This window comes from Candidatus Kapaibacterium thiocyanatum, from assembly GCA_001899175.1.
Lineage (GTDB): Bacteria > Bacteroidota > Ignavibacteria > Kapaibacteriales > Kapaibacteriaceae > Kapaibacterium > Kapaibacterium thiocyanatum.
The window spans coordinates 1-26,345 of sequence record MKVH01000020.1 but is presented as its reverse complement, the minus strand read 5'-3'; the positions used below and the strand labels follow the sequence as shown (position 1 = coordinate 26,345).

Genomic DNA, 26,345 nt, shown 5'->3' with positions numbered 1-26,345 from the left:
CGATGAAGAAGATCACGCTTTCCATCATGGCGCTGGCCGCTGCCGGCGCCGTACAGATGTCCGCTCAATCAGCCATCGGAACCGTCGTCACGCTGACGGGCCAGATGCTGAACGCCAACACGCTCGCTCCCGTCGAAGCCAATTATGCCCTGTACGATGCTGCAGGCAAGAAGGTAGGACAGGGCAGCCGCAGCAATCCGAACGATGGCTATCTCGTGACGGGCCTGAAGCCTGGCGAAACGTATTCCATCCATATCGAGGATCCGCGCTTCTTCATCCAGGAATTCAAGGTCGACGTTCCTAAGACCAGCAAGTACGCGGAGATATCGAAGGACTTCGTGGTGCGTCCCATGGAAGTGGGCAAGAAGCTCGCCGTGGTACCCATCCCCTTCGATCTCAAGAAGACGACGATCAAGGTCGGTACGGAAGACGAGCTCGATGAGCTGGCTCACATGCTCGTGAAGAACCAGGGGGTGAACGTCGAAGTGGTCTGCTATCCCGACGAAGAGGGAACAAGCGAGAGCATCGGCAAGTTGAGTGCCGAGCGTTCTGCTACGATCAAGGCCTATCTGCAGAAGGGTGGCGTCAATGCGCAGCGTATCACGACGCGCACGGTGAATACGACCGACCCGCTGAATCCGCCTCCGATCCGCAAGGCCGCCAAGGGCAAGCGTTACGTCGGCCCGGTCTACCTCGTCGTCACGAAGGTCTGATCATCGGGTGTTGAAAAGAATTGCAGGGGACTTCCGGAACGAACGGAAGTCCCTTGTTTATCATCGGATGGAGCTGCCTGCATCATGATGTCGCAAGGCCTCCGCCCGATTCCGAAACGAAGAACGTTGCTGCGGTTTTGTCCGCCTGCCGTATATTCGCAATCTCTGGTTCCGTGGTAGAGTGGCTATACAGAGCTCTGCAAAAGCTCGTACGTCGGTTCGAATCCGGCCGGAACCTCGAAAAAGATTTGTCCTAACAACGTCGAACTTCATGGCAACCACAGCCGATCTGCGCGTAGGCGCGGTGATCAAGCATCAGGGGGAACTCTGCGTCGTGCTTGAATCCATTCACCGGACGCCGGGCAATCTGCGCGCCTTCTATCAGGTGAAGATGCGCGTCATCAAGAATGGCAAGCTCAAGGAAGAACGTTTCCGTTCCGGTGAGACGATCGAGTTCGTTCGTGTGGAAACGCGCAACTTCTCGTACCTGTATCGCGATGGTGACAGCTTCGTCTTCATGGATTCGGAGACGTACGACCAGATTCCCGTCGATCCCGCCGTCGTAGGTGAGGCGTCGCGCTTCATCAAGGAAGGCCAGGAAGTCCAGATCGCTCGTGACGAACAGGAAGCCGTCGTCTCGATCCAGATTCCGGGACACGTTACGCTGCGCGTGACGCATACGGAACCTGGGGTTCGTGGCGATACGGCCACCAACGTGCTGAAGCCGGCAACCGTCGAAACGGGTACCAATGTTAACGTTCCGCTCTTCGTGAACGAGGGCGATCTGATTCGCGTTGACACGTCATCGGGTAACTACCTCGATCGCGTCAAGGAATAATGGTCCTGCCGTCAAGTGGCGGCAAGCCCCGTATCACCATTCACGGAGGAGACAACGATGGACCTCAACTACCTACGTCGCCTTCTGAAGATCTTTGACGACAGCACCGTTACCGAGTTGGAGATCGAGGAAGAAGGCATCAAGATCCAGATGTCCAAACAGGTTGCCGCCGTAGCGGCAGCGCAGCCTGCCTATCAAGTCATGCCGGTTCCTGCCGCAGCACCTGCTCCGGCGGCACCTGCCGTACCGGCACCGTCTGCTCCCGCACCCGCCGCGCCCAGCGCGGACGAGGGAGGTCAGACCATCAATTCCCCGATCGTCGGGACGTTCTACCGTGCTCCCGCACCGGATGCCGATCCGTTCGTGCAAGTGGGCTCGCACGTGAACGTGGGTGATCCTCTCTGTATCGTCGAAGCCATGAAGCTGATGAACGAGATCGAGAGCGAAGTCTCCGGCACCATCGTGAAGATTCTCGTGGAGAATTCACAGGCCGTAGAATACAACCAGCCCATGTTCGTGATCAAGCCGGACTAATCCGAACGGGATGCCATGATCAAAAAGCTTCTTATCGCCAACCGCGGTGAAATCGCCCTGCGCATCATTCGCGCTGCGAAGGAGATGGGCATCCGCACCGTCGCCGTGTATTCCGAAGCGGATCGCGCTTCCCTCCACGTTCGCTTCGCCGACGAAGCCGTCTGCATCGGCCCGGCGCAAAGCAAGTTGAGTTATCTCAACATTCCGTCGATCATCGCCGCAGCGGAAGTTACGAATGCCGATGCAATCCATCCTGGCTTCGGCTTCCTCGCGGAGAATGCTACGTTCGCGGAAATCTGTACCGACTGCAACATCATCTTCGTGGGGCCGTCGCCTGACGCCATCGTACGGATGGGCAACAAGTCCATCGCGAAGGAAACGATGGTAGCCGCCGGCGTGCCGGTCGTGCCCGGCTCGGAAGGTATCGTACCTACGCTCGAGGATGCGAAGCGCGTCGCCGACGAAGTCGGCTATCCCCTCATGCTCAAGGCCGTGGCCGGTGGCGGTGGCAAGGGCATGCGCTACGTGCCGGAGCCGTCCGAACTCGAACGTGCCTATACGACGGCACGTGGTGAAGCCGAGGCCTCCTTCGGCAATGGCGATATCTACATCGAGAAGTTCGTCGAAGAACCCCGCCACATCGAGATACAGGTCTTCGCCGATACGCACGGCAACGTCATATCGCTGAACGAACGTGAGTGCTCCATCCAGCGCCGGCACCAGAAGCTCATCGAGGAAGCGCCGTCGCCCATCATGACGCCCGACCTTCGCAGGCGCATGGGTGAAGCCGCCGTAAAAGGCGCAGCCAGCGTGAACTACGTCGGTGCAGGGACGATCGAATTCCTGGTGGACAAGCACCGGAATTTCTACTTCATGGAAATGAACACCCGTATCCAGGTCGAACATCCCGTCACGGAACAATCCCTCGGATACGATCTCATCAAGGAACAGATCATCGTGGCCTCGGGTGAACGTCTGACGATCACACCGAAGGACCCCGTGCTCCACAGTATCGAGTGCCGTATCAATGCCGAGGATCCGATGCACGACTTCCGCCCCTCACCGGGCCGGATCGAAAGCCTGAACTTCCCCGGCGGCCCTGGTGTCCGCGTCGACTCGCACATCTATCAGGGCTACGTGATCCCGCCGTATTACGATTCGATGGTGGCCAAGCTCATCACGTTCGCACCCACACGCATGGAGACCATCCTCAAGATGCGCCGCGCCCTGGACGAGTTCGTGATCGAGGGTATCCAGACGACGATTCCGTTCCATCGCAAGATGATGGAGAATGCAGACTTCATAGCCGGCGAATTCGACACCAAATATCTTGATACACACGACTGGAGGGCATGACGATGAACTTTCCCGCAGATCTTAAGTATACCAGGGATCATGAATGGATCCGCGTCGAAGGTAACATCGGCACGATCGGTGTTACGGATCATGCACAGGGAGAACTTGGCGACGTCGTCTACGTCGACATTCCCGATGCATCGATATCCGTCGACCAGGGCGGCACCTTCGGTTCCATCGAAGCCGTGAAGACCGTCGCCGATCTGTACGCTCCCGTCACCGGCAAGATCGTCGAAGTCAACGACGTCAACGGCGCGCCCGAAACCGTGAACAAGGATCCCTACGGCGCAGGCTGGCTCGTCAAGATCGAACTCGCCAATCCCGATGAACTCAAGGGACTGATGGGGGTGGACGAGTACAAGGCGCTGATCGGACAGTAAGCCCCTCCATTGCGGATGGACGACATCGTGAACGCCACCTTCGGGTGGCGTTCTGCGTTTGTGGGGCAGGAGTCGTCGGGCCTTCGCGGAAGGATGCCGTCCATGACGGTCGTGCGTGATCGGTAATACGGGGTGTCCGTATCCTTCACATGTTCACGTGTATAGGGTATGCACGACGATGTCGTCAGTATGCACGGATCAAGAATGAGATCATGAGCATCTGTACATGATTGTGGCGCGACGAAAGTCCATGCATATGATCATGCAGGGAATAACGACTGCATGGTAAAGAGGTATGCGTTGAAAAAAATATCTCATGACCGTTGAAAAGGACTTTACTTCGCATATAAAATCAATTAAGTTTGCATCCATGTTAATACACTTGAGACAAAAGTGTAAAGGCATGCAGCATAAGTCTCTCTCCATGTCGCTTCGGGGAATCCGCATCAATGTCGAAACGGAAGACAACACGGGTGACGCAGAGGATCCTGAAGAAGGACCAGCAAATCGCTACGGCGGTGCTGGCTCTTCGGGACTACTCTCCCAGTAACCCTGACTTCACGTCGGCCGCCTTGCGGGAAGCAATGGAGAAGATGGATGAGGCACTCGCGGCGGAACAGCGGGCCATGGATGAATTGGCCCGCGCCCGCCAGCAGGCTCTGGAAGTCGAATGGGCTTTTCACGAGCTTGTGTTGGGTGCCAAGCGACAGGTGATCGCACAATACGGAGACGACTCCGACCAGATCACCACGCTCGGGATGAAGAAGAAATCCGAGCGTCGCTACGGGCGCCCGCGGAAAAACACCGCCGGCGAGTAACGTTCCGATCCCAAGCCTGCCGGCACGGCATGCAGCATAGAAGGAACCGCAGCTTTTTGTGGGAGAAAAGCCGCGAATGGAAGAAGGTCGCCTCTATCGGGCGACCTTTTCTTTTTTCCGGCCGTCACATTCGCGAATCCGGAATCCACGATCATATATCGATGGTCCTGATTCGTCGTCTCCGACCGAGGATGCCGGAACTCGCGTCGTATACTCGTACCATCGATCGCCATCCTTTCGCTCCGGAATCCGATCGTACCGACTCCGATGGACAGAGAAGTTTTCAGGCAGCTCAGGGCGCTCAACGCCTGGCAGGTGCCGGCCTGGATCATTGGTTCCTGTCTGTATGTGTCGAAGGTCGTTCTCCTCACCTGTGTTTCCAAAGGAAACGTACTGGGCAATGCTGTCGGAGCCTTCGTGCTCGTGGCCGCGATAACGATGGACAATACCCGGCGTAAGGAAACTGTTGTGGAACTGGTCAAGGCAATGCAACAGGACGTTCCGTCTCTGGTCGCATGGGGATTGGCAATTCTATTCGGTCTCTTGTGGTTCAACCGGCGAGCCTCTGCTGGCAAGGAACGGCCCGGGTGACGTCGACACTGTTTTCAACACCTTGACGAAGGAAGGTTCGATCATGACACTTCCGGTCATCGTCGCCTATGCCATCCTCTTTCTCATCGTTTCCACTCTGGTACGGGTTCTCGTATCGGGTCTGGTACTTCCCCGGTTGCAGGCATGGTCCCGTGCCCGTGCGATGGAGGTGATCATCAGATTCCGCCAGGCCTACGGACAGGGACATCTGCATATCGACGCAGGGTTGTTTCTCGCCGTGAGCGACGCAATGACCGACATGGTTCACGATGCGAACCGCCTCGCTCTGCCGATGCTGGTACGGTACAGACCTGTTCTTCCGGACCCTGCATCCGGCTCCGACCATTCACTGTACTCCCGGATGGAACGGCATCCGGACGAGAACGTCCGTTCGTTCCATAGGGAATGGTCCGAAGCCGTTCTGACCGTCATCATGGCCAACTCACCAGGCGTCGTCATCTATCTCCTGTCGCTCCTGCTTCTGTGCTCTCCCGTCATCGTGATCGTCGGCGTGTGGAGGATGTCGAAGCACCCTGTCGGACGGTCGAAACCACATCCTGCCGCTCTCCTCGACCGGGTCGTGTCCTTCGCTACCAGGGATAGCCACGTCGTCTACAGGAATGCGAGTGGGTCGTCCGTCGGATCGCATTCGATAGGATTGATTGATCGACAGAGGTGATGCCGATCATCCTATGATACCGCGCTTGCGGAGCGATGAGTTACCGTACCGTGCTCTTCACTCGTAAGAAAGGGGTCGGAAACGGATCACCGTCGTTCGTGAAAGAAATGCCCTGAACGAAAAAGGTCGCCTGCGTAGGGCGACCTTTTTCGATAGTATTCTGGTCATGATTGCATACGTTTCTGTCAGTAGACAGGGTCTGTACGATCACTTCAGTGCATCGACGGCAGCATAGATCTCATCGTAGTTCGGCTCGACACCGGGATTGGGTGTCACGTCCACATGGCGGATGATGCCTTCGGCATCGATCACGAACGTTGCACGTTGCGACGCCGTATAGCCGGGCAGTCCTGCGAAGTCCTGCAGCACGACGTCATAGGCTTCGATGGTCTCACGTGTGTAGTCGCTCAGCACGGGGAACGTCAGACCATTCTCGTCGGCGAAAGCCTTGTTCGCGAACGGCCCATCCGCTGCCACGGCCAGAACGGTGGCATTGATGGAATTGAGTCGTTGTATGGCCGACTGGAACGAACAGAGTTCGGCTTTGCATACGCCCGTGAACGCTGCGGGGAAGAAGGCGAGTACGACGTTCTTGCCGCGCTGTGCGGACAGGCTGACCTTGTTCTTGTCGCCATCGAAGAGGGCGAAGTCCGGTGCGATGGTGCCGGGAGCCAATGCCATGATAGTTCTCCGTAAAGAATTGTTGATGATGGATCAATGACGTCGATCGAATGAGGCACGAAGATACATGTCCCGTCGGAATGAAGATGACTGCGAAGGTGAGCGATGATATGGCGCACCTCTCGGGTCCGTTGGACATGCAGGGCGTTACGGGGTTCCGTGACGAACCGGCGACATGCGTATCAATGATGTTCGAGAGCGTGATGTATCGATGATTGGACGCTCACGAACGGCACACTGCCGCCAGTGGTCGATCCTGATATCGGGGCATCGATGAGCACTGACGCAAGGTTCGAGGAAGGTAGGACGGTAATGTGTATGTTGCGCCGCCTTCGGTGTCATTCGCGCCGCGTGCAAGGCTGCTATGGGGTGTATGTGCGTTGTTTCGTTGGGAATTGCTATGTCTCGATCTTTTACCGGACGCAACCGAAGGCCCGGCACGTTGATATCGACGATCTTCGGCCTCATCGCGGGTACGACCCTTCATGCGCAGGCCATCGACGACATCGAACGACCACCGGACACGACGATCGGTGCTTCCGTTCCGGTCGATACGATACGCACCTATAGCGATGAATCCATCGCCGGATTCTATACGTCGACGGCGATACGTCGCCATATCCAGCGATACAGATTGCCCGCCGGCACGCTCGTTCACGGAGTGCTCGTCGACCTCGACGGCGCCACGGCGGATACGGCCGGTACCGTCGTCGTCTTCGGACACGAAGGAGGATATACCGTCCCGTATTTCCGGAAGCCGCTCGTGCCTCCCGTCGTCTTCGCGAAGACGCAGGCGGGACGTCAGACGGTACGGGTGGACTTCCCGTCTCCTCTGGAAGTGAGCGAAGGCCAGATATTCATCAGCGTCGAACGACTGAGGGGCGATATCCGCCCCCTGACCGATCAGGTCAAACGTCCACCGTATTGTACCGAAGCGAATGGCATCGAACGCTTCGATCAGATCCTCGGTCATGACGAGGGGCGTTGGGAAACGGGGCCGTATGCCTTCCGCTATACGCTGCTCTGCGATCTTCCCGAGATGCGGGAGCCGATGTTCAGCCGCGATACGACCGTCGACGACGGTTACGGAGTGGCTACGCAGGCGACGAAGTACGTATCGTGTGCCGACGTGAACGGCGACGGCTACGTCGACGTCGCCGCGGGCGGCATGCTCTATCTCAACGAACGCGGCACATTGTTGCCGTTCGAACTGCAGGCCGATACGGTAGGGGGACACGGTCCGGTCCTCATGCACGACGCCGATGGCGACGGCCGTACGGACATCGTCTTCCTTCCTGGTGAAGGACGCAGGACGGTCGGTGTATGGACGATGCAGCCGTCGGGGGCGATCGCACGACTCGACGACGTACCGTCGACGTCCTTGACGACGGTGACGACGTCCATGCGTGTCGACGTCGATGGCGACGGTACGACGGACCTTCTCGTCGGCGGCACGGACATCGATGGACGTACCGTCGTAGGCGTATTGTCCGGCGGCAGGAGCGGCCACGTCGGCCGGTTCGACGTCGTGACGTGGAGCGAGGCCCTGCCTGCCGGTGGAGTGACGACGAGCCTTGCCGGAATGACTCCGGGCGGTGCGATGGAAGTCCTTCTTCGCGCATCCGACGGCTCGTTGCATTCGTTCCGCACCGGCGAACACTATGGCCGGAAGGATGCGCTGGCCGTACGGATGGAGCGCCAGACCGTCGGTGGACTCGCGGGCATGTCCGTCATCCGTTCCAATGACGAACGGGCGTCGGGAACATGGGAACGGCGATCGGTCATGCTGCCCACGACCATCGGTTATGCCAACGCCTTCACCGACCGGAGCCATCCGGTATCCATGGTGAACATCGATGACGAGCGTGGCATGCCCCTGCCTGACCTCATTCGCGACGGCTCGTACGATCAGGCCCTTTCCGGATGTGCGACCGGCGATCTCGACAACGACGGCAATCTCGACCACATTCTCGCCCAGCGTGGACCATGCCGCAACGTACGCGTCCTCTTCGGCAAGGCCGATGGTTCGTACGTCGACGGTACGGAGCGTGCGGGACTGGACAGTCTCGACGACGTCGACGATGCAGCACTCGTGGATCTTGACAACGATGGCCGTCTCGACGTCATCGTGCGTCGTCGTGGTCGCACCGAAGTATATCGGCATTCGGGGCCGGCTGGCCACGGTGCCGTGATCGACATGGCGTCCATGCGGATGCGGAATGCGATCGGTGCGGACGTTCTCGTACGCCTGTCCGACGGACGCACGATGCGTCGCACCGTCGTGAGTGGTCGCGGCCTGAACATCCAGGAGCCGCCGCTCGTGCACGTCGGCGTCGGAGATGCCTCCATCGATTCGGTAGAGGTCCGCTGGCCGTATCCCGATGTACGGACCTCGCGGCATGGAGTGACGAAGACTGCAGGACGATATACGTTGACCGGCACATCCGAAGAAGCCGGCAGCGCTACGTTCAGGCTGGCGTCGACACAACGCAAGCAGGCCGTCGACATCACCGTCGACAGATCGGTGGGAACGTCGGCGACGATGAAGCTCCAGGTGATGGACATGCGTGGCAATCACGTCGCGACCATCCACGACGGTGTCGTGACGGACGGAGAGTACCGGACGCAGTGGCCGTATACGGACGGGAACGGTATGGCCGTAACCAGTGGGACGTACATGCTGTTGTGTACGATCGACGGTGTGGCACGGACGGCGGCCATCACGGTCGTACGCTGACGGATACCTGAAGGGGAAGCAACATCGACAACAACGAACGGAGAGAGGGAAGGATGCAGACGAACGGATGGTTGGTATGGCTCGGATTCGGGATGGCGGCATGTGCGCTTGCCATCGCATCGATGCTGTACTTCGGACGCGGAGCGTCCGGCAAGGTGGCGATCATCGATACGGAAATCATCATCAATCGTTATCAGGGGGCACACGAGGCCCGCAAGGCGTTCCAGGCTACCAGCGATGCATGGCAACGGAACGTGGACACGCTGCGCAGCGAGCTCATGCGCATCGTCCACGAATTCGAGACCCTTCCGGCAGGGACTTCCACTCGTGTGAAGGACAGTCTGCGGCGCGAAGCCGATGCACAGCAGCAACGGTTGTCGTCATACACCGAAGCGGTGCAATCGAAGGCCCAGCAGGAACAGATGACGCTGACGGACGGCATCGTGACGCAGATCCGTACGGCTGCCGCGGCCGTCGCAGCAGAACAGGGGATCGCCGTCGTTCTCGCGGAAGGAGCCGATTCTCCCGTGATCTACGGAGACAAGGCCATCGATCTCACGCAGGACGTCCTGGCCGAACTCGACAAGAGATTCTTCAAGAGCGGAAAGACGCCGCAACGATCCGGTTCCGGTGATTCCGCCAGATGACGGACGCCATCATCGCGACGAATACCAACCATCGCACACCTATGGAGTCGATGCTCATGAATCGAACGGTCATATCCACAGTGTCGGCGGCGATCGTGGCCGCCTGCATCTTCCTGGCACTCTCCGGTTGCGGCAAGGATACGCCGCGGACCCGAACGAGCGGTGTCGATAGTGTCGAAACGGATCGATACGTCGTCAAGGCCAGGCTCATGTCGGGCAAGGACAGCAGCACGGGTGTGATGCTGGACGTCGTGCCGAGGTATCAGGTTCACGATGCGCTCATGAACGAAGCGTCGTCGCATGGCGAGTATGCCGAGCTCGAGGCCAAGGCATCCTTCGAACTGCATGAAGGGATGGAGATGATCATCGACGATCGGACCGTCGCCTGCATCGGCTCCATCATGGAGCACGACGTCGGCCTGCGATCCGCCAAACGGTTCCTCCTCACCTTTCCGGTGACGAAAGCCGAGCTGGCCAGGGCATCGTCGGTGCGTCTTCGCTGGTCCGACGTCATCTTCAAGACGGGTATCAGTGTCTTCGTACTGAAGTAATTCCATGGATGCCGTCATGTCGAGACGTGACGATACCGGAGAAGAACGAGAGATTCAACGCCATTCACGATAGTCGATACGATGCTTCATACAAACGGTTGGTATGGTCGGTGTACGGCATGGACGGTCATGCTGGTATTCGCACTCGAAGCGTTGGCGCCCACGGTGGCCAGCGCCCTCACATCGGGTCCGTCACAGCCGGAGTTCTCCGGCTTCGAACCGGTGGGTACGACGGGGCTCGTGAACGAGGCCACGGGTGGTTTCAGCTATTCGATTCCCATTGTCCAGGTGCCGGGTCCGGGTGGTAGCACCTATCCGCTTACGCTGTCCTATCACTCCAACGTGGGAGTGGAAGAGGACGCATCGTGGGTAGGATACGGCTGGACGCTGAACGCGGGAGCCATCAACCGCAACGTGCGCGGTATACCCGACGACATCAACGGAGACAGGGTCATCCAGTACCATAGTCAACCCATGGACGAGACCTACTCCGTGGGCAATACCGTCAAGCCTCAGGTCGCCAGTGTCGATGTCTTCGAATTCGAACGTGCCGTGACGTACAATACGCGTGCCGGCTACAGCATCGCGAGCGGGATATCATTGAGCGTCGGCAACATGCTTTCGCTCGATCTCCGGCGCGAGAACGGCCGTATGCGCTACGGCATCAGACCGAACTGGGCGAATATCTTCTCGACGGTCGCCTCCGACTGGTCGGCGGAGAAGAGCAAGTCGCAACAGAGCAAGGAAACGTCGTCGATCTCGGGCTGGCACCGCGTCATCGAGGAAGGGATCAGCAAGCGTGGCTCCGAGCGCGCCAGCACCCAGGCGACGATGTTCGGCGGCGTGGCCAACTACATCACCCAGACGTCGATCTATTCGTCATCGACGCCCACGAATCCGGTACAGTATTCGGGTGAAGACTACCTGATCAACTTCGGAGCGACGGTCGCCATTCCGGGTCTGCCCATCGTTGCAGGTGGTCACGGTGGTGCCCGCGGTACCTATAGCGTCCGGAGATTCACCAATGGCGCCAATCCGGATGGTAGCGGACCGGCCAATACCGGCGTCAACGAATACGGATACATGTATCAGAAGGCGAATCTGCTCGGCACGGACAGTGCCGTCGTCGCCATGGACTATTCCGTCCAGAGCGAATCGGCATTCAACACGCGCGACAAGTACATCTCGCCGGCCTATTCGGGATACGATATCTTCTCCGCGTCGGGGAATGGAGCATCGGGCATCTTCCGTCTGTGGCAGACGAAACCCGGTGCCTACCGTCCGAGGAATACCGTAAGTACGAAGGTCACGGGGAAGGTCGACCTCGAGGCCGGTCTGTCCATCGACAAGATCGCCTTCGGCACGACGGCGATCGGCATCGGCTACGACGTCACGACGATCAAGGAGGGAGCGACCATCGGCGCGAACTATCGTCATGAAGGTATGGACAGGAGGCTCAACGGCGTCTTCGCCCGCATGAGCAATGATCCGGCCGACAGGATCCTCTACTATCCATCCACCGCACCGGAAAGCGCGTTCAACACCGGTACCGACTATATGACCGGTGTCTATACCAACGGACGGATCAACGACGCGTCCTCGAACCTTTATCGTCCCCGGTCGTCGACGACGATCCAGTTCCGGACGAACGAGGAGATGACGAGATTCCAGCGGCCGAGCTCGACGTCATCGAAGACGACAGGGCTGACGAGGAACGCCGATCTGTCGCTGGGCGCCAGTGTGCTGAAGCCGGGGCAGGGCGTCATCCGTAGCGACGGACTGACCGGCAGGGACAACTTCAAGCATCGTATCGGCGAGATGGCCATGACGACGTCGTCAGGAACGAAGTACGTCTACGGTCTACCCGTCTACTCGTGCGATGAACGCAACCTGCAGTTCATGGGAAGGCGGGTATCGGACGACAACCCGGGCTATACGTTCTGGAACAGGTTCACGCACGACAAGACGCTCAGCCTCAACGACAAGACGACACAGGTTGCCGGCACGTATCGCAGGGTCCCGTATGCGAGCAGTCATCTGCTCACGGAAGTCCATACGTCCGACTACGTGGACCTCGGTAACGACGGTCCTACGAGCGACGACCTGGGAGGATGGACGACGTTCGGTTATCGCAAGGCTGCCGGTGGTACGATGGGGCAGAAGAAGGGATGGTATCGCTGGCGTATTCCGTATTCGGGATTCCACTACCATCCGGGCAGTCATACGACGGGAACGGACGATCGTGCCTCCGTTTCCTCCGGTTATCGCGAACTGTACTATCTGCAGAGGATCGAAACGAAGACGCATATCGCCTTCTTCGTCACGAACAAGACGAACCTGTCGATTCCATCCGGCAACGGTCCCGACCTGCCGTTGACGGGATCGCAGGCCGAGCGCCGGGATGCCTGGGAAGCGTATAACGAAACGGGCGACTATGCCAAGGACGAGCCGGTATCGGCCGAATGGCAGGACAAGCAACTGCTTCCCGCGCTCTATGCCGGAAGCCAGCATGCCGGTCTGATGGGCAAACTGCTCGGCGGGGCACGATCGCCATGGAACCCGTGGAGCGATCCGGCCGATCCGGTCGGAACGGGTCTTGCGAGGAAGAACAAGAGCGAGTACCTCGAGAAGATCGTCCTCGTGGCGAAGAAACCCGGCGGTTATGAAGTCCTGCAGACCGTCAACCTCGAATACACCTACGAACTCCAGGAAGCCCGTGCCGAAGCGTTCGTGAAGAAGACGGAATGGGATCCAGTACTCGAGCAGGAAGTACCCGTCGTCAGTTCGGATTTCTGGGATACCGTCTATTCCGCTCCGGGACGTCTCAATTCTTCCGTCATGTTCACGAGCGACGAGGTCGATGCGAATCACACCGCTACGCGGATGAATGCCCGGCGGTTCGGGAAGCTGACGCTGAAGCGGGTGTGGACAGACTTCGGTGCGGCGAAACGCGCCGACATCGCCCCGTACGAATTCGAATACCTCTACCGCGACAATGCGAAGAATGCGTATCCGGACGAGATCGAGGGCCGATCGGAGTTGACGGCCGTACGGGAATATGGCCATGGCTTCAGTCACGCCACTCCGGGCGATGCCGACTACCTGAAGAACACGCTTGCGATCCAGAATCCGAAGTACGATCCCATCGCCGTCGATCCATGGGGCATGTACCGGTCCGACGGCGGCGATGCCGCCCGATCCTTCCTGTCGCATCTCGATCAACGGCAGGCAAGTGGTGGAGGCTTCGATCCTGCCGCATGGCAGCTCAAGGTCATACGCCTTCCTTCGGGTGGCGAGATCCACGTGCAGTACGAAGCCAACAGCTACTCCTTCGTCCAGGATCAACCGGCCATGGCCTTCGTGCAACTGAAGGGTGTGGAGAGCGTGGGCGGAAGCGACGTCTACGAGCTGAAGCTCGACTCCGACGTCAGCGGTCTGAACATGAGCGCTGTCGAAGTCGCCGACAGGATCAAGGACTACATCCGTAGATATCGTCATCGCATCTACTTCAAGTTCCTCGCCAGGGTCCAGCCATCGCCCGTACAACCGACGGATACAGAGTTTCCCTTCGCCGGTGTGGACTACATCACGGGCCATAGCGATGTGTCGGAAGCCGACGTCGTGACGTGGCCATCGGGCACGGACAATCGCGTTGGGATCAGATTCAACGACGACTATACGCCGAACGATCTGGCGAAGGAATTCGCCCTCACCCACCGCCTCGGCTACGCTCCCAACGTCACGCGCAAATCGCAATACGGCCGACGGTTCCAGTACAGAAACATGTCCCGGTCCATGACGTTGCCGGATGCGAAATGGCTGCTGCCTGCCGAAGTAGGCGTTCCCGACGAAGGACTGATGAATGCGATGTTGCAGAGTGCCGGCGGCATCAACAAGGACATCGACGACATCGAAGCACTGTTCCAGAACGAACCCCTGCGTCCGGTCAACAAGTTCTCCTACATCCGTATTCCCTGCGGCTCCAAGCGCGGAGTCGGCGTCCGCGTCAAGCGCATCGTGATGTACGATGCCGGCATCGAGACCGGAACGGCGGCGATGTACGGCAACGAGTATCTCTATGAAACCACGGTCGATGGCCGTACCGTATCGAGCGGCGTGGTATCCAACGAACCGGGAGAGATCAGGGACGAGTCGGCCTTGACGACCTATCTCGTCGGCCGCAACGACAAGAACGAAGTCGACAGGCTGGCCTCGGGCGACGATCTGGAACAGATGGAAGGTCCGCTCTGCGCCAATGCCTATCCGTCGCCACAACTGATCTACGGCCGCGTCGTCACGCGTCCCATCCTGCACACGCTCACGTCGGCGCCAGGCTTCGTCGTTTCGGAATTCAACACGGCGAAGGACTATCCGGTGAAGGTCGAGGTAACGGATCTCGATCCTTCCGGAAGCGACCTTCCTCCGATCACACCGCCGGGATCGCCGCTCTCCGTCTCCGGGGGCACGAAGAACCTGGCGCAGGGATATACGGTGACACTGAACGCCATGCACGGTACGCCGAAACGCGTCACGAGCTATGGCGGTACGTACGACACGCCCGGAACGTGGCGCATCGTCGAGTCCACGGAATTCGAATACTACGCCCCGGGCGCATCGGTGCCGGTACTGGAACCCGCCGCCGAGGGCTTCGCGGGCAAGATCACCGATATGCCCCTTGGTGTGGACATGGACGTGGCTCTCGAGACCCGATCCATCAAGAACGAACATGCCATCGTGAACCTGCCGTTCGACGTCGGCGTCCAGTTGCCGTTCCCGCCGGTGTTCATCGGACACATCGGAATGCCGAAGGCATCGATCTCGACGCAGCAACTCACCCTGCGGACATTGACGAAAATCGTCTCGAGCAACGTCCTGCCGAAGCGTACGGTCACGATGCGCGACGGTATGGTCCACGTCGAGGAGAATCTCGCCTTCGACGCGCAGAGCGGCAGGCCATGTATCGTGCGTTCGTACGACGAGATGTTCAAGGCCTATCAGACCACCACGTCGTCGGTCAACAGCAATACGCAACAACTGTATACCGTTCCCGCATCCTTCGTCAATCCGGCCATGGGCAGCAAGTCCTTCAACGACATGCTGACGGTACGATGCAACAGCATGCCCACGGGTGCGCCCGGCACCGACCAGGCGTTGACGCTGACGACCATCGCGGAAGCTGCCTATCTCGCGGCAGGGGATCTCGTACGTATCGGTATGATCACCGGAGCACCGCTCGGCGACAACGCACGATTCTATCACGTCACGGCCGTGGATAAGGTGACGGGTATTCTCACCCTCAGGGAAATGAGCATTTCCGGGCCTCCCGGCACGCCTTCAGGACAGATCTACCTTACCGTCATCGAATCGGGTCGCACCCAGCAGCTCGATGCGCAGGCAGGTTCCATCCTGCGATACGGCAACGCCGTCGCGACGACGAATACTCTCACGCCGCTCGCCAACGTCATCAAGGCTTCCGCCGTGACGTACAGCGACAACTGGCCGAACTCCCTCGTCGGTAACGACGACTACGAACTCGGCAAGCGCGGCAGATGGCGTCCGGAGAAATTCTACACGTGGAAGAGCAGCGTCTACAACGTCTTCGATGCATCGCCGTCGATGCGTGGTAATTACGAGAACGGCTATGCGGCCAGCTTCACGGGCTTCCCGTACGGAGGCTCGCCAGCAGCGCCGTGGACCCTGGTCTCTACCATCGATGCCTACGACGACCATGGTCTGGCAACGACCGAGACGGATGTCCTCGCCGTCCCATCCTCGGCGATCTTCACTACGGACATGCTTCCGGCCATGATCGCGAAGAATGCGGGCAAGGGAACGATCTTCTTCGACAGCTTCGAAGGGGCGACGTCGGGTACGACGCCATCGGCGCATACCGGCAAGCTCGGGCGTCTGCTGACGACGTCGGCCACGACGCTCGCCTCGTTGCAGAAAGGTCGCACCAATCATCGTGGCATCCTGATGCAGTACTGGGCTATGACGACGGCGTCCGTCACGGTGACGATCGGTGGGGCGACGCAGACGCCGGTGCAGATCGCGCGGGTCGGTGACTGGGTACTGTATCAGATCACCGTTTCCGATGCCACCGTCGGCGCCATGCCGACACCCGTCGTGGTGACGATGAAGGCCGCCACCGGTACGGTGGCCGTGGACGACGTCCGCATCCAGCCGCTGACGTCCGAAGCCACGTGCTACGTCTACGACTCGGGGCTGCGCCTGATCGCCCAGTTCGACGACCGGCATTTCGCCTCCATCTACCAGTATACGCCCGAAGGACGTCTCGCCTACAGGAAGCGCGAAACCGAACGTGGCGTCATGACCGTCGAGGAACGCCAGTACAACACGCCGCGCACGAACAGGTCGATGCCCGATGGCGGTATCACGCCAGGCGCCCTCGTCATGCAGGCCAGTGGACGCCGCGTCTTCAACGGTCCGGCCGTACCCGTCGGCATGGGCATGCCCGGACAACCGGCGAAGATCGGAGCCAAGGGTGACGTTCTCGATCTCAAGGTCTCGCCCACGCGTCGGACGATACGACTCTTCGATGGTGATACGACGAACGTGCCCGACCTCGACTCGCTGCGCCGCAGCGTCGATACCCTCATGAACAAGAACGGCAAGGAGTCGCGATGATGATGAAGCCCACGATTCATGAGCGCATCGCATCACGCATGCTCCGCTTCGTCATGGTCGCTATCGTGACCGTGACGGGAATGATGACGAACCCCTTGATGGCGCAGGAATCACCGTATGCAACGCCCTGTGACCCGTGTCAGGAGACGGGTATCATCCCGTGGACATCGGTTACCGAACAGTCCGCCAGCGTATCCGTCGGTACCGACTGCTCGTTCACCATCTACTACAAGGCCCGGCGCTGCGGGGATTGCTATGAAGTCAAGATCGATCGCATCGTCAATACGACATCTCCTGCATGCGATTGGTTGACGCAGGAAGAGGCGGCTTCCCTCGTCATCGGCGGCATGCTCAGGAACGAACTCATCGGTGCTCCCACCATACCGCAGACCGTTCAGGATGGGGTGCACTGCGTGAAGATCATCAAGCCCAGATGCTGGCGCAGGGTCGTCTCTCCGAACGATTGTACGGGTGACGGTTCTTACGCTCCCGGCACGATCGTTGGCTGCTCGTCGGATGACTGCTGTACGAACGTCCTGTGGGTGGAACGCGACTGGTGCAATGGCCTTCGCTTCCTCGACCTGGATGCATCCGCCTATCCCTTCAAACACGACGTCAGTTTCGATGCTCCGGCCAGCGCGGAGAACGTCGTATGGATCGACTGGATATCGCAGTTCGAACCGTTGCGATGCAACTTCTGTGGTGTCAGCCAACCGCCGGGCAAATGCATCGCCGGATGCTACGAACACCTGATGGCACGATACAATTACCTCATGCAACGGTTCCTCCAGAAGCTCTCCAAACCATGATGCCAATGTCCATGCGTATCGCCATACCCGTTCTCGTGACCACGCTCTGCCTTGCCGCCTCGTCGGCAAGCGCAGGGGACTGTACCCGGAACCTCAGGCAGTTCCTCCAGGAACGCACGAAGGAAGCCGAACAGACGAACCTCTATCGCCGCACCGTGCTCGTGCAGCGCATGACCTCCGGACCGAAGAAGAAGACGGTCGTCGACACGATGACCATCGTCTCCGGCGGCAGGCGCTCCTCCACGACGTCGAAGAAGATCGACATGGTCGCCGACGAGACGTGCACGATCGTCGTCGACCACGACGGCAAGAATATCCTGATCGTCGATGCGGACAAGAAGCGGGCGAAGCTGCCATCCTTCGAAGACGGTCTGGCCGACATGCTCAAGGACATGCGGATGAAGACCTGCGAGAAGGACGCCAAGGGTATGGAGCATGCGGTCTTCGAACGTACGAACGCACCGAAGGATGCCGTGACCATGTTCGACATCCGCTATTCGATGAAGCCGCTGTCCTGCACGGAGCTCACGATGCACCGCGGTACGGGCGACGCACAGGCCATGTCGCAGTTCCAGGTGCTGGAGGAATCGACGTCGACGTCCCTTCCGAAGGAACTCAGGGGCGCAGCGCTCTCGGCCGTCTACGATGCCTCCGGTGCGGTACGGGCGGCCTACAGGTCCTATCGCGTGACGGATCTCCGAAGCGGCAGGAAGAAGACACGATGAAGCCCAATCGCGACATTCGGTCCGTTCGCATGACGAACGGTGGCGCCGACGGCGCGACGTTCACGATGAAGAACTACGGTATCATGAAGGAGCACACCATGAAGATGTTCACGATTCTCGTCGTCGTAGCCGCACTGCTCGCCGCCTGCGGCAGCAATGACAACCCGTCGCCCTCCGGCAAGAAGGTCACGATCTCCGGCAGCGTCAAGCTGATCTCCGGTACCGGTGTTCCCGGTGTGACCGTCACGGCCACGGGCGGCCGCACGGCGACGACGGATGCGAGCGGAGCCTTCGTCCTCACGGACATGGCCGCAGGTACGTATACGGTGATGCCGACGAGCGACACGCTCGTCTTCGATCCCATCCAGCGCTCCGTCGTGGCGGGAGAGGTCGACGTGAAGGATGTGACGTTCACGGCCGCCCGCAAGCCCGGCACGGCGCTGGTGGAGATGATCGAAATCCCGGCGGGGACGTTCATGATGGGGGCCGATTCGGGAATGCCGGCAGCGGGGAAGATGGTGAGACCCCGCTTCCAGTGTACGATCACGAAGCCCTTCTACCTGGGCAAGTATGAAGTCACGCAGAAGCAGTTCTCGGCCGTCATGCATTACAATCCGAGCGAGCAGGTCGGTGATGACCTTCCGGTGAACAATATGACCCTCGTCGATATCGCCGAATTCTGCAACGCCTTGTCAATGCAGGAGGGGTACGAGAAGGCCTACACCATCAGCGGAAAGACCGTGACGCTCGACCGTACGAAGAGCGGTTATCGTCTGCCGACGGAAGCCGAATGGGAACTGGCTGCACGGGCAGGCACGACGACGCATACCTATCTGGGTGACATGCCGGAAGACCGATCGTCGGATGCTGGTAAGGCTTTCATGTACCGTCTTGGATGGTCTCGCCAGAATACGCCGTCACAGAATATTCTGATGCCCGTCGGGTTGAAGGAGCCGAATCCGTATGGTCTGTACGACATGTACGGTAACGTCAATGAAGTGACTGCGGATAACTATCAGGACTATTCAACAGCCCCACAGGTCGACCGTTGGATCATATTGCCTGCAAGTGATTCGCTTGTCACCCGAGGATCGGGTGGCAATGATTTGCTCGTAACACTCAATAGCTATTCACGCGGGCTCTTTACTCGAGGAGGACCGGCAGGATGGGCCGCGGGCTTCCGTATCGCACGGAACAAATAGGAACGTGCTGTCTGAACCGAATCGTGATGATCGAATACGTGATAAAGAAAATGATGAACTACGTCAACCATACCGCTACCATCATGCGCATGTTCACCGCATTCGTGGTTCTGTCGTTACTCTGTATGACCGCTCTTGCACAGAAGGATGGAGAGGATATTCAGCGTGCAGAGATACGGGACCGCAATACACAAGTAAGCAGTGCTGTTGCGGATCTAGCTGAAGGCAACACTTTATTCTGTGACGTCTATCCGAGCGTCTACTCATCCACGTGTTCGTATCACTGCGTGAAGAAGTCGAAGATTCGCGTAAGGCTCCATGCCAACGGTGATGCTAACCTCTACCGTATTTACGGTGACAACATCTCAGTCAGCGTACCTGTTGATCCAATGTACTACGCAGGTGGTGGAGCATATACCGTAGCGGGTTTTACGACGAGGACACTAAGCCTGAACATCACACCGACGGTCTTCCAGAACGAAGCCGTGACGGAGTTCGACATTTCGGGTGACCACCCGAAGCGCTGCCCCGTTTCTACGGGTTATGCAGCCCGCGACAAGTATGGCATCCAGATCATGGGCGCCATCGACCTCAGCGGTATCCCGCTGGCCCTGCGCCCGCTCGTCAAGCTGGAAGTGACGCTGGTGGAGGAGATGCAGGACGACCCCACGAAGAACGGTACGTCGACGACGCCCCTGCTCGTGCGCGCGGCACCGACCATCACGAATCCCGTCACCCTTGCATGGTCGATGGGTACGTGCGCCGACCAGTTCCCGATGTACGAAGTGCAGATCCTGCGCCTGTACAACACGCACGCTCCCTACAGCACTACACCGGCCAAATGCAGTACGGCCGTGGACTGGTCGCAGGCCGCCTCCATCCTCGTCTACGGCCACGCTACATCATTGACGCTGACGCTGGCCGAAGGCACGGGCTACTACCTGTGGCGCGTACGTCCCATCGGCGATCTCTATCCCAACTTCCACGGCGACAGCCGGAACTGGGGCGTATGGACGGATGCGCCGTCCCCTTCGGTGAACCTGTCGTCGACATCGACGGCGACCAATGTGAGCAGCGTCAACGGGAGCTATCCCTATGCCTGCTTCTACTACGATCAGTTCGATGCGGACAAGAACTGGCAGTTCTCGCGTGCCTGGTTCGAGGCCACGGGCGGCAAGCCCGGCATCGCCGAGTCGATGACGTATGCGACGGAACTGCTGCAGCCCGTGCAGACGCAGAAGGCCGTGGCCTCCACGGGGGGCGTCATGGTGCAACAGACCGTGCTCGATAATTTCAATCGTCCGGCCCTCGTGACGATGCCGTCGATGAAGTCCGGCACCGCACCACTCGCCTATGAAGCGGCCTTCGCGAAGGGTGGCGCCGACGTCTACGTGGCCACGGACTATGACAAGCCCGGGACGGCCACGGCGATGACGGGACAGGTGAAGACGTACTGGACGACGGGTACGCTGCCGTCTCCGGGCGACTATGCGTATTCGCGGACGGTCTATGACGCCAACCCTCTGGCGCGTCCCGCCGAGCAGGCGGCTCCGGGACCCGACCATGCCATCGGTGCGCATACGGTGAAGACGGTGCGTACGTCCGTCACCGATGCCGAACTGGTGACGCTCTTCGGCGACGAAGCGCCGAACCCGGACAACGTCGTGAAGATCGTGACGACCGATCAGAACGACGTCGTCTCGGTGACCTACGCCCTGGGTAACGGCAGAACCATCGCCACATGCCTCGTGAACGACGATGCCATGAATACCTCCCAGCATCCACTGAACGACAAGGGCAACGTCAATAACGTCACGATGATCGATACGATCCGTGGTGGCGTTGCGAAGGACGGCCGCACCCTCGTCCTGCAGGACGAGATCACGGTCCTCAAGGACGGTCCGGTGGAGTTCTACTACGGCCTGCAGGCCAATCGATACAAGGATACCTGCGAGAGCATCTGCCGGACGTGCGACTACGACGTCGTCGTTACCGTACGCAAGCAGCCGGAGAATACGGTCGTGACCGATGCCGGATATACGGGGAGCCTCGTTCAGGAAGCCTGTGCCGCGGAAGCCGTGAACGATCCCCGCCTCAAGAAGAACTGGACGTCCGTGAACCTGACGAAGGGTAGCTATACCATCGAACGCGTCCTGACGCCGAAGGGAACGTCCCTGGGCGGTGTGGCGCTCGATGTCTTCAAGGACGAGATCAAGACGTCGTTCGACGCCAAGGCACTGGACGCGATGCGGACGTTGTTCAACGGCAGTACGTCGTCAGGCAACCTCGAAGCGTACTATGCGACGTCGACGCCCACCGAGTCGCTCTTCATCGACATGCTGAAGAAGTACAACCTCTACAAGTCCGGGCATGCGACCATCGAGCTTCCGGGTAACTGCTGCACGGTGACGTTGCCTGCGGTGGCGTGTACCACCGGCTGCGAGGAAGGGCTGAACTACGAGAGCTATATGTTGTCGAAATGCGGCACGTTCTGCAACGACTCCATGCGCAAGCGCAGCGATGCCCTGTATTCCGCTGCCGAACGGGCGACGGCGTATCCCTACTTCGCATTGCCCGATGGCACTCAGCTCTTCACGTCGTATACGGAAGCCACCGGCTGGGTCAACACGCTCATGGCCGACCTCATCGCTGCCGGCTATCCCTGCGACAAGGTATGGGCCTGCTGGGCCAGCCTCATGGATCCGGTCGTGCTCAAGGCCGTGGCCCTCGAGAAAAGGACGTCCGGCGGCAACACCTACTACGTGCCACGCCTCGGCTTCAACCTGCTCGACTATTTCATCGACTGTCTCGGACCGAAGTACTGCGGCAAGGTGGCCATCACCGATCGTACGGGAGGTCCCGACTCGTGGCTTACGCATCCCTGGCGCGTCGTTCCCCATGATGCGACCAACGCGGACGAGAACGCCTGTCTGACGGACATGGGCTACAATGCGTCGGATACGCTGTGGAGCTGTACTCTCCCGCAACAGTCCATCGACGACGTCCACGCTCTCTATGCCCAGCTCGCCGCCTGTCTGAGGAATGCGCGCTACAAGACCATCTATCGGACGCTCGCCGATGGCCTGTCCGATGCGGACGGAACCCTGCCCGACCCCAGTACCTGTGATCAGGCCTGCTACACGGCGAAGCTCGAGACCATGCAGGCCGAATGCGAAACGCTCTGCGAGAACCGCGAAGCGGCCTTCAGGGATTCCGTCGTGGCCATGTATCTCGCGGCCGGCTACTATGTCGAAGGTGTGTCGGCGGTCGTGGATCCGGTGCCGATTCCCAACGTCACGAAGTCGCAGATCGCCTGTGCCGTGAACTCCCTCGTGGCCCAGTGCAAGGCCGACTGTTCCCTCACGCCGGTGACGTTCGTCGGAGGCAACCTTACGTCGCCCACGGCAGCCCAGATGAAGCGTCATCAGGAAGCGCGCACGTCGCAGTCCTTCCGGGTCTCGCTGCCCGAGGGTGCAGAATGCACCGTCGGGAGCCGTGCCGTCACGTCGTCGTCGCTCGCCCTCGACATCATCGCCGACCTTCTGAACGAACGACTGAAGTCCTTCCGTGCCGCCATGACGATGACGTCCGATCTCTTCGACGTGAAGGCCATCATGACCGAAACGCAGTTCTCGACGCTGTCGAGCTGCATGACGAGCGTGCCCGACATGCGCGTCATCGTGGAGAAGTACGGCGCCTCGCACTTCTTCGTCCGCCGTGTGGGCAACATCTGCCGCCTCATGTATACGAACGATCCCCGACGCGACGAAGGTCTGGACTGGCAGACGCATGCCCTGACGGACATGGCCAACGACATCCTGAACTATGGCTGGGGCAAGGTGATCGACAATGCCGACCTCGCCACGTACTTCACGGGTACGGGGTCGGTGGTCACGTCCACGAACGCATACTACTCGCCATCGAATTACTACACGGCCTACGGTCGTACCAACCTCACGGGTACGGCCGCATGGAACGACCCCCTGCGTCCGCTCGTGGCCTGTCCGCCCAACGTCTTCAACTGGCAGGAGAACATGGGCAGCATCCTGCCTCCGGCAGGATTGTACGGTGAATGGACGCCGTGCGGCGCCCTCATCCCGTGCGTCAACGGTCTCGAAGCCAACCTCGCCGGCCTCGGCGGTATGCTGCGCATCTACAGTCTGGCACGTGCCGCCTTCAAGGAAACGCCGTCCACGGTGGGTGCCCGCGTCTACGGCGACGTCATCATCGACATGTGCGGTCTGGAATTCGGCTACGGCTTCCGCATCACGTCGATGCCCGTCCCCGGTGCACCTCCGGGTACCACGGCGCCGTCGTGGTCCCTCGAACTGCGCCGCGGTGCGGCAGCGCCGCTGATCGTCAACGGCACGGCCGCTGCGGGTGCCACGGAACTGGACGTCGTAGGCATCCACGATCCTGTTCTCGGATACGCTACGACGTTCACGGACCAGTACGGCTACTTCCGCGTGATGAACGGGGAGTTCCAGTACGTGGACCGCATGGGCGTCGCGCCGAACAACATCACGGTGATTCCATGCCTGCGCGTCGAGTGCGATCTGGTACGGCCCGATACGTGCGCCGACGTCGTGCTCTGCGAGTCGTGCGACCTGGTGGAATGTCCGGACATCTGCTTCCGGTGGGTGCAGGACGAAGAGATACCGGCGAAGTTCACGTCGCTTCCGAAGAGTTGTGCCCGTATGGAAGTGGAGCGTCTTCTGGGCTACTTCAGCGAGGAGTTCTACGGGACGTGCCTGGAGAAGCAGTTGAAGGATGCGGAGATCAGCTACAACGGCACGTGCTGGGATCCGAAGCAGGTGCGCGATACGGTGCTGGTGAAGCGGACGGAAGGGTATCACTACTACACGCTCTATTACTATGACCGTGCGGGCAGCCTCATGAAGACCGTTCCGCCGAAGGGCTTCGTGCCGCTCGTCGGTGTCAATGCCGTGCGTACGAACCGCCCAGGCCATACGATGGTGACGAAGTACGCGTGGAACTCGCTGGGTCAGCTGGTGAAGGAACAGACTCCTGACGGCGGTGTGACGCAGTTCTGGTACAACGACAAGCAGCAGCTTCGCGTGACGCAGAAGGCGAACCAGGGCGGGAAGTTCACGGTGACGGACTACGACGACCTTGGACGGATCGTCCGCACGTGCGAGGTGACGTCGGGCTCGTCGGGCCAGACGCTGGCCGATCTGACATCGGCAGCTTCGGGCGCGTATCACGTGGAGACGACGTATTCGACGGCCGCGACGCTGCCGTCGCCGTATGCTTCCCTCACGCAACGCTACCTGCTGAACCGCGTGAGCACTGCGGTGACGGACGAGGACGGCAGTAGCGGTACGACGGACGACCGGGTGACGACGTACTATTCATACGATCCGCATGGGAACGTGGAATGGGTGGTGAGCGCCCTTCCCGGCATGACGTCGCCGGTGAAGGTGGACTACGAATACGACCTCATCACCGGGAAGGTGATGCAGATGAACTATCAGCGCGGGTATCAGGACCGGTACTTCGTGAAGTACGCCTACGATGCGGACCTGCGGGTGACGGAGGTGAAGACGAGCACGGACAGCGTGATCTGGGAGCGGGATGCGGGCTACGCGTACTATGCCCATGGTCCGCTGCAGCGCATGGCACTGGGTCAGGAGAAGGTGTCGGGTGTGGACCATGCGTACACGATCCACGGCTGGCTGAAGGGTATCAACCATCCGTCGCTGGACAATGCGAACGACCCTGGTAATGATGGTGGCGGTGGAAGCGACTATCCGAAGGACGCCTTCGGGATGACGCTGAGCTATTATGCGAACGACTTCGTGAAGAGCGGCTCACCGTACGAGCAGGGTAATAGTTGGTCGTACACGCCGACGAGTCTGTACAACGGCAACATCGCGGGCTGGATTCACAGCGCCCGTGACATCAACGGTACACCGACCAGGGCATTGGCGGAGCTGTATGGCTATGACTTCCTGAACCGCATCGTAGCGGACACGGGCGTGAACCGCGCGACCGGCGGCACGTCGTGGGACAGCAAGCCTGCGGGTCTGGGAGCATTGGGTTCGGCATACACGTACGATCCGAATGGAAATCTGAAGACCGTACAACGTCAGGACGCCAGTGCGCAGAGTGTAGACAACCTGACCTATACGATGGTCGCGAGTACGAACAACCTGCTGGACAAGGTGGTGGATGCAACAACCGGTGCTGCCTCGTCCTATACCAACGATCTCGATGAAACGCAGGCGAACGGCAACTACGCCTACGACGCGATCGGTAATCTCACCAAGGATGTGGCGGCAGGTATCGCTGCGAACGGCATCGTGTGGACGCCGTACGGGAAGATCAAGCAGATCACGAATGCGACGTACCGTATCGAGTACCTGTACGACGCGATGGGCAACCGTGTGCGTCAGAAGCGTACGAAGCTGTCGGA

Annotated in this window: 16 protein-coding genes, 1 tRNA gene and 1 pseudogene; 17 read left to right on the top strand and 1 reads right to left on the bottom strand. The window is 59.7% G+C overall.

Annotation, left to right across the window (positions count from 1 at the left end):
* Positions 1-2 precede the first annotated feature (2 nt).
* The 9 genes from BGO89_05985 to BGO89_05945 all read left to right on the top strand — a co-directional run bounded on the left by BGO89_05985 (position 3) and on the right by BGO89_05945 (position 5,909).
* A complete protein-coding gene (locus BGO89_05985; GenBank protein ID OJX57948.1) occupies positions 3-713 on the top strand; it encodes a hypothetical protein in 711 nt (236 codons plus the stop codon).
* A 167-nt stretch (positions 714-880) separates the two neighbouring features.
* Positions 881-954, top strand: a tRNA-Cys gene (locus BGO89_05980).
* Between the two features lie 30 nt (positions 955-984).
* Complete coding sequence (locus BGO89_05975; GenBank protein ID OJX57947.1) at positions 985-1,551, top strand: elongation factor P; 567 nt, start codon at positions 985-987, stop codon at positions 1,549-1,551.
* Between the two features lie 57 nt (positions 1,552-1,608).
* On the top strand, positions 1,609-2,085 hold the full coding sequence (locus BGO89_05970; GenBank protein OJX57946.1) for an acetyl-CoA carboxylase, biotin carboxyl carrier protein: 477 nt from the start codon (positions 1,609-1,611) through the stop codon (positions 2,083-2,085).
* 15 nt (positions 2,086-2,100) lie between these two features.
* Positions 2,101-3,441: an acetyl-CoA carboxylase biotin carboxylase subunit gene (locus tag BGO89_05965; GenBank protein OJX57945.1), complete on the top strand. Its 1,341-nt coding sequence runs from the start codon at positions 2,101-2,103 to the stop codon at positions 3,439-3,441.
* 2 nt (positions 3,442-3,443) lie between these two features.
* Positions 3,444-3,821: a glycine cleavage system protein H gene (locus BGO89_05960; GenBank protein ID OJX57992.1), complete on the top strand. Its 378-nt coding sequence runs from the start codon at positions 3,444-3,446 to the stop codon at positions 3,819-3,821.
* A 449-nt stretch (positions 3,822-4,270) separates the two neighbouring features.
* Positions 4,271-4,639, top strand: coding sequence for a hypothetical protein (locus BGO89_05955; GenBank protein OJX57944.1), 369 nt, complete (start codon positions 4,271-4,273; stop codon positions 4,637-4,639).
* A gap of 267 nt (positions 4,640-4,906) precedes the next feature.
* A complete protein-coding gene (locus tag BGO89_05950; GenBank protein ID OJX57943.1) occupies positions 4,907-5,230 on the top strand; it encodes a hypothetical protein in 324 nt (107 codons plus the stop codon).
* A gap of 22 nt (positions 5,231-5,252) precedes the next feature.
* The gene (locus BGO89_05945) at positions 5,253-5,909 is read left to right on the top strand and encodes a hypothetical protein (protein OJX57942.1); all 657 of its coding nucleotides are present in this window, start codon (positions 5,253-5,255) and stop codon (positions 5,907-5,909) included.
* A gap of 207 nt (positions 5,910-6,116) precedes the next feature.
* Here the strand turns inward: BGO89_05945 and BGO89_05940 are convergent, their stop codons facing one another.
* A complete protein-coding gene (locus BGO89_05940) occupies positions 6,117-6,590 on the bottom strand; it encodes a peroxiredoxin (protein ID OJX57941.1) in 474 nt (157 codons plus the stop codon).
* Between the two features lie 442 nt (positions 6,591-7,032).
* Between BGO89_05940 and BGO89_05935 the strand changes: the two genes are divergently transcribed.
* The 8 genes and pseudogenes from BGO89_05935 to BGO89_05900 all read left to right on the top strand — a co-directional run bounded on the left by BGO89_05935 (position 7,033) and on the right by BGO89_05900 (position 26,345).
* On the top strand, positions 7,033-9,327 hold the full coding sequence (locus BGO89_05935; GenBank protein ID OJX57940.1) for a hypothetical protein: 2,295 nt from the start codon (positions 7,033-7,035) through the stop codon (positions 9,325-9,327).
* A gap of 53 nt (positions 9,328-9,380) precedes the next feature.
* Positions 9,381-9,974 carry a hypothetical protein gene (locus BGO89_05930; GenBank protein ID OJX57939.1) on the top strand — a complete coding sequence of 198 codons (594 nt, stop codon included), beginning with the start codon at positions 9,381-9,383 and terminating at the stop codon, positions 9,972-9,974.
* Positions 9,971-10,525, top strand: coding sequence for a hypothetical protein (locus BGO89_05925; protein OJX57938.1), 555 nt, complete (start codon positions 9,971-9,973; stop codon positions 10,523-10,525). Before BGO89_05930 ends, BGO89_05925 begins: the two co-directional genes overlap by 4 nt.
* 81 nt (positions 10,526-10,606) lie before the next feature.
* Complete coding sequence (locus BGO89_05920) at positions 10,607-17,173, top strand: hypothetical protein (GenBank protein OJX57937.1); 6,567 nt, start codon at positions 10,607-10,609, stop codon at positions 17,171-17,173.
* A complete protein-coding gene (locus BGO89_05915) occupies positions 17,170-17,982 on the top strand; it encodes a hypothetical protein (protein ID OJX57936.1) in 813 nt (270 codons plus the stop codon). The genes BGO89_05920 and BGO89_05915 overlap by 4 nt, the downstream gene beginning before the upstream one ends.
* A gap of 5 nt (positions 17,983-17,987) precedes the next feature.
* Positions 17,988-18,707 (top strand): hypothetical protein, encoded by a 720-nt coding sequence (locus BGO89_05910; protein ID OJX57935.1) that lies wholly within the window; start codon positions 17,988-17,990, stop codon positions 18,705-18,707.
* On the top strand, positions 18,704-19,909 hold the full coding sequence (locus tag BGO89_05905; GenBank protein ID OJX57934.1) for a hypothetical protein: 1,206 nt from the start codon (positions 18,704-18,706) through the stop codon (positions 19,907-19,909). Before BGO89_05910 ends, BGO89_05905 begins: the two co-directional genes overlap by 4 nt.
* A 389-nt stretch (positions 19,910-20,298) precedes the next feature.
* Positions 20,299-26,345 (top strand): annotated as a pseudogene (locus BGO89_05900) (hypothetical protein).

Excerpts from the sequence above, each read along its gene's own strand:
- BGO89_05985 (OJX57948.1), top strand. The coding sequence starts at position 3 with ATGAAGAAGATCACGCTTTCCATCATGGCGCTGGCCGCTGCCGGCGCC.
- BGO89_05905 (OJX57934.1), top strand. The coding sequence starts at position 18,704 with ATGAAGCCCAATCGCGACATTCGGTCCGTTCGCATGACGAACGGTGGC.
- BGO89_05925 (OJX57938.1), top strand. The coding sequence starts at position 9,971 with ATGACGGACGCCATCATCGCGACGAATACCAACCATCGCACACCTATG.
- BGO89_05930 (OJX57939.1), top strand. The coding sequence starts at position 9,381 with ATGCAGACGAACGGATGGTTGGTATGGCTCGGATTCGGGATGGCGGCA.
- BGO89_05970 (OJX57946.1), top strand. The coding sequence starts at position 1,609 with ATGGACCTCAACTACCTACGTCGCCTTCTGAAGATCTTTGACGACAGC.
- BGO89_05910 (OJX57935.1), top strand. The coding sequence starts at position 17,988 with ATGTCCATGCGTATCGCCATACCCGTTCTCGTGACCACGCTCTGCCTT.
- BGO89_05965 (OJX57945.1), top strand. The coding sequence starts at position 2,101 with ATGATCAAAAAGCTTCTTATCGCCAACCGCGGTGAAATCGCCCTGCGC.
- BGO89_05920 (OJX57937.1), top strand. The coding sequence starts at position 10,607 with ATGCTTCATACAAACGGTTGGTATGGTCGGTGTACGGCATGGACGGTC.
- BGO89_05950 (OJX57943.1), top strand. The coding sequence starts at position 4,907 with ATGGACAGAGAAGTTTTCAGGCAGCTCAGGGCGCTCAACGCCTGGCAG.
- BGO89_05955 (OJX57944.1), top strand. The coding sequence starts at position 4,271 with ATGTCGAAACGGAAGACAACACGGGTGACGCAGAGGATCCTGAAGAAG.
- BGO89_05975 (OJX57947.1), top strand. The coding sequence starts at position 985 with ATGGCAACCACAGCCGATCTGCGCGTAGGCGCGGTGATCAAGCATCAG.
- BGO89_05940 (OJX57941.1), bottom strand. The coding sequence starts at position 6,590 with ATGGCATTGGCTCCCGGCACCATCGCACCGGACTTCGCCCTCTTCGAT.
- BGO89_05960 (OJX57992.1), top strand. The coding sequence starts at position 3,444 with ATGAACTTTCCCGCAGATCTTAAGTATACCAGGGATCATGAATGGATC.
- BGO89_05915 (OJX57936.1), top strand. The coding sequence starts at position 17,170 with ATGATGATGAAGCCCACGATTCATGAGCGCATCGCATCACGCATGCTC.